The organism is Coprococcus sp. RTP21281st1_F1_RTP21281_210402 (assembly GCF_040915325.1).
GTDB lineage: Bacteria > Bacillota > Clostridia > Lachnospirales > Lachnospiraceae > Coprococcus > Coprococcus aceti.
In genome coordinates, this window is record NZ_JBCPDQ010000007.1 from 16,047 (window position 1) to 20,796 (window position 4,750).

A 4,750-nucleotide genomic window follows, 5' to 3' on the forward strand; every position below is an offset into this window, starting at 1 on the left:
ATCTCATACACCTTCATTGACAGCTCGTTAGAACCTACATCGATGGCTGCAAATACCTTACTTGCCATATCTACCCCACCTTTCATGTTACTTATCAGTATGTTCCAATTATCTTGAAATCCATAGAATCCTTATTTATATGGTCCAGCGCATCTATCGTCGTCGGGTCCATGAGACTTCCCTCAAGAGTTATGAAGAATGAATATTCCCATTTTCTTCCCCTGAGAGGCCTCGACTCAATGCTTGTCATATTGAGCCCGTTATGTTTTATATGTCCAAGTATACTGTAAAGGGTTCCACTCTCATGTGGCAGTGCAAAGCATACGGATATATTTCCCGCACTCTTCACATACTCCTTTTTCTTTGACAGTATGATAAATCTCGTTGTGTTGTTCTCATTGTTGACTATATCGTCCTTGAGTATCTCAAGTCCGTATATATCTGCGGCAAGAGCGCTCGCTATGGCAGCCTGGGTAATATCACCTTCATCCCTGACCTTCACCGCACCCACTGCAGTGTTCGCAACCGGGCACTGTGCGTATCCGGCTCTGTTTAAGAATTCACTGCACTGCAGAAGCCCCTGCGGATGGGAATATACAGTCTGTATATCAGAAAGCTTTGAGCCCGGAACTCCCATGAGCATATGTGCCACCTTGACCTCGTCTCCGCCCACGATGGTCAGGCCGCTGCTGCCAACCATATCATATATACCACTCACAAATCCGGCAGAGGAATTCTCTATGGGCAGGACTCCGTAATCAGCCTTGCCGCTCTTCACCGTCTCTATGACATCCTCAAATTTTGCAACATTTACATTCTTTATATCCTTGCCAAAATAGTCATGCATAGCCTGATGACTGTAAGCCCCCGGAACACCCTGGTATACAACCACCGTGTCTTTATCGACCTTCAGATGATCCACGGGCACAAACCCGCTCACCACATCAGAGCTTATATGTGCCAGCGCAATATCTCTGCCCTCAACACACGCTCTGTCGATAATCTCATTCTTTCTGGTGATAAGCTGCTGTATCTGCTCCTCCAGACTGTTTATCTCTTCCAATGTATTCATTCTATCTATCCTTCCACTTGAAGTGTCAATTTTGTCACTGTTTGTCCAGCCCGGCACGAAGCTCGGATATTGTCTTGCCAAGCAGCGGGTGCCTCTTGTATCCCGCTATCGCGGACAACGGTTCAAGTACAAAATCTCTCTTGTGCATCTCCACGTGTGGTATGTGAAGATCCTCACTGTCATACACGACATCATCATAAAGCAGGATATCGATATCCAGAGTTCTCGGTCCCCAGTGGATCAGCCTCTCTCTTCCCGCCGCTTTCTCTATTCCATTCACCAGTCTCAGCAGTTCCTCAGGAGTCCTGAGCGTCTCTATCTCCAGACAGCCGTTCAGGAAATCGTCCTGCTCAACGCCGCCATACGGCTCGGTCTCTATAAAATCTGATACTCTTGTCACCTTGGTGTATTTATCCTTGTTCAGCTCATCTATGGCCATGTCCAGATATGATTCCCTGTCGCCGATATTTGACCCAAGTCCAAGATATGCTGTGTGCTTTTTTCTGCTTATGGACACGGACACTGTATCTACATGTACCATGACCGGAGCCCACGGCTTCTTCACCGTCACATTTACCCCTCTCACATCATCGTAAGTGAGAAGTATCATGTCTGCTATCTCCTCAGCCACAGTCTCTATCAATTTATAATTTCTGTTCTTCATGACCTTCTGTATGCCATCGCACACGCTGCCATAGTTCACAGATTTTCTTATATCATCACTTCTGCCGGCCTCCTGGGTCGACACCTGCATGGATACGTCCACCACGAACTTCTGTCCAAGGACATTCTCCTCCCTGTACACTCCGTGATGTGCAAATACCTCAAGTCCTTTTATATTGATACTGTCCATACCGCACCTCCGCTATATTTTATCTGGCACTCAGCATCGCATGCGTCATCTTGAGTGCTCTGTAGTTGCTCTTCACATCGTGTACTCTGAAGAAATCGCAGCCCTTCACAAGCCCAAGCACTGATGTGGCAACTGTTCCCTCCTCGCGCTCGGTCACCGGAAGATCAAGTGTAAGTCCTATCATCGACTTTCTCGACGTTCCGAGGAGTATCGGGAGATCCCATTTGTGGAGCAGCTCCAGATTGTTCATGAGGAGCAGATTCTGATGCAGATCCTTTGCAAATCCTATTCCCGGATCCACCATGATCTTGTCCCTGTCTATGCCTGCTGCCAGAGCCATGTTAACCGACTCATCCAGATCTGATACAACATCAGCCAGATAGTCTGTGTAATCTGTGTTCTCCCTGTTGTGCATAAGACAGCACGCCTTGTCGTACTTCGCTATGACAGCCGCCATCTTCTCATCGTACTTCAGTCCCCATATATCGTTTATGAGATCTGCACCTGCATGTATACCAGCCTCAGCCACCGCAGACTTGTATGTGTCGAGTGATACTGCCACGTCGAAATCTCTCTTTATCGCCTCTATGATCGGTGCGGTCCTCTCTATCTCCTCCTCATCCGATATCTTTGTATATCCAGGTCTTGTGGACTCACCGCCAACATCTATTATCACGTCGTTTCCCTCTGCATACAGGGTGTATAGCCGTGGTCTTGTGGACTCACCGCCAACATCTATTATCACAGCACCCTCAGCTATCATCTTCTCTGTGGTAAACAGAGCTGTGTCCATGGTGTTATGCTGTCCTCCATCCGAAAATGAATCCGGGGTCACATTCAGTATCCCCATCACATAAGGTTCTTTTCCACTCTCAAATGTCTTGTTTCCTATTATCATCCTTTTATCCTCCAGACATTAAATATCCGCACATGACGTGCGACCCCTTGGTATTTCCCTTAATATTTTATCCCTGTATTGCGTGCACTCTCCAGCCAGTAACACTGGTCTGATGCCTCGCAGTCAAAACAGTTTCGAGACAGCTTATCCGCATTATACAACACATATGCCAGTCCTTCCCGCTCAGCACCGTCTGTATTGTGTGAGCCTATGGCATCACATATCTGCTCATTCTCCTGCGTGGAAAATCCGCACTGCTCCAGTATTCTGCCCGCATACTCAACACTCAGCTCATGATGCTTCCTGCCGGTGTCATCAGGATCTGCCCGTCCCACATCGTGAAGAAGTGCCGTGGCATATATGATCTCCCTGTCTATCGCATATCCCTGTTCGATATTCATTATATACGCTATCCTGGCAACATCCAGGCAGTGCTCAAGTCCATGCCGGCAGAATATCCTGTCGGTCTCCTTGTTCCGCACAGTCTCCATGAGACGTCTGTATTCATCGTTGTATATGATCCTGTCCACTCTGTCCATCTCTGTCTGCATCAGCTTTCTATATATCCTCCATGTTCCGCACGGTCTATGATCGGCCCAATAAATGACAGCGAGCCAAATACCATCACCACCGAATCCCGCCTGCCATCAGCCAGCGTCATCGCCTGCCTCACGGCATCGTCCACATCTTCCTGCTCATAGACTTCATCTATATATGTCCCTGCCAGCTTTTTCAGCTCATGCCTTGAAAGTGCTCTCGGGTTATCCGGCTCAACTGCTATGAACGCAGAAGCCCCCGGCATCATGATCCTGAGCATCTGCTCATAGTCTTTGTCCTTGAACACACCACATATATATATGAGGTCTCTTCCGGCAAAATACTCATCTATGTTCTGTCTAAGTGCTCTCCAGCCTCCCGGATTGTGCGCGCCGTCCACATACATTAGAGGTTTGTCCATAAGCTTCTGGAATCTTCCCTTCCAAAACGTCGCTTTAAGCCCTCTCCTTATGTCATCCTCAGTCAGCTCGTATCCAAGCCTCATGAGAACATGTGCGGTCGCAGCCGCTGTGGCACTGTTATATATCTGATATATGCCCGGAACCTGAAGTTCGTATCTCTGTCCGTCATATATATATTCACTTCCACCTACTGACTCTCCGCATATCTCTATATCCTTCTCCCTGATAAGTACCGCCAAGTCCGATATATTATTCTGCTCACATGCCATATCCCACATATCCTCAAGCTCTGAGGCAAGCGGGTACGCCACACATGGGCAGTTCTTTTTCAATATTCCAAGCTTCTGTCTGTATATATCCCTCAGGGTATTCCCGAGGAAATGCATGTGATCCATGCTTATACTTGCTATTATCGTACAGACCGGGTGGCTACACACATTTGTGGCATCCTCCAGGCCTCCCATTCCGGTCTCAAGCAACAGGAAATCGACCTTTTTGTCGCAGAAATAACAGAACGCCACCGCTGTCTCCGTCTCAAACGATGTGGGCCTTCCCCAGCCGTCCGACACCATGTCATCCGCTGCATCTTTCACCGTCTCTAGATATACGGCAAAATCCTCCTCAGACATATATTCCTTATCTATCTGAAATCTCTCAAGATATGTAAATATCGTCGGAGATATATATCTTCCCACACTGTATCCTGCACTCTCAAGTATCTCGTCCAGAAATGCGCATATCGAACCTTTGCCATTTGTTCCTGCTATATGTATAACCGGGACTGCGTCCTGCGGATCGCCCAGCCTTCTCAGCAGCTCCTTTATACTGTCAAGCCCCAGAACGCTTCCCATGGTGTCCGTATATTCTATATAACTTCTTGCCTCTTCATAAGTCATGGCATATATCCGTCCCTTCTCATCTGTGCCTGATAAGTGGTGCATTCTCATCTATAGGCAGCAGCTCATACC

At 47.7% G+C, this 4,750-nt stretch carries 5 protein-coding genes; all 5 read right to left on the reverse strand.

The window, feature by feature from the left end:
• Nucleotides 1-94: 94 nt before the first annotated feature.
• The 5 genes from AB5150_RS10875 to AB5150_RS10895 are packed head-to-tail and all read right to left on the reverse strand — an operon-like array spanning nucleotide 95 to nucleotide 4,678.
• Complete coding sequence (locus AB5150_RS10875; protein WP_368291864.1) at nucleotides 95-1,153, reverse strand: prephenate dehydratase; 1,059 nt, start codon at nucleotides 1,151-1,153, stop codon at nucleotides 95-97.
• Nucleotides 1,107-1,925, reverse strand: a complete 819-nt coding sequence (folK, locus tag AB5150_RS10880; RefSeq protein WP_118758301.1) for a 2-amino-4-hydroxy-6-hydroxymethyldihydropteridine diphosphokinase — start codon at nucleotides 1,923-1,925, stop codon at nucleotides 1,107-1,109. Before folK ends, AB5150_RS10875 begins: the two co-directional genes overlap by 47 nt.
• Before the next feature lie 19 nt (nucleotides 1,926-1,944).
• Entirely contained in the window at nucleotides 1,945-2,823 is an 879-nt protein-coding gene (folP, locus tag AB5150_RS10885; protein WP_118758300.1) for a dihydropteroate synthase, read from the reverse strand.
• A 59-nt stretch (nucleotides 2,824-2,882) separates the two neighbouring features.
• Nucleotides 2,883-3,374 (reverse strand): HD domain-containing protein, encoded by a 492-nt coding sequence (locus AB5150_RS10890; protein WP_118758299.1) that lies wholly within the window; start codon nucleotides 3,372-3,374, stop codon nucleotides 2,883-2,885.
• Nucleotides 3,374-4,678 (reverse strand): folylpolyglutamate synthase/dihydrofolate synthase family protein, encoded by a 1,305-nt coding sequence (locus AB5150_RS10895; protein ID WP_238051347.1) that lies wholly within the window; start codon nucleotides 4,676-4,678, stop codon nucleotides 3,374-3,376. Before AB5150_RS10895 ends, AB5150_RS10890 begins: the two co-directional genes overlap by 1 nt.
• Nucleotides 4,679-4,750 lie beyond the last annotated feature (72 nt).

Excerpts from the sequence above, each read along its gene's own strand:
- folK (WP_118758301.1), bottom strand. The coding sequence starts at position 1,925 with ATGGACAGTATCAATATAAAAGGACTTGAGGTATTTGCACATCACGGA.
- folP (WP_118758300.1), bottom strand. The coding sequence starts at position 2,823 with ATGATAATAGGAAACAAGACATTTGAGAGTGGAAAAGAACCTTATGTG.
- AB5150_RS10890 (WP_118758299.1), bottom strand. The coding sequence starts at position 3,374 with ATGCAGACAGAGATGGACAGAGTGGACAGGATCATATACAACGATGAA.
- AB5150_RS10895 (WP_238051347.1), bottom strand. The coding sequence starts at position 4,678 with ATGACTTATGAAGAGGCAAGAAGTTATATAGAATATACGGACACCATG.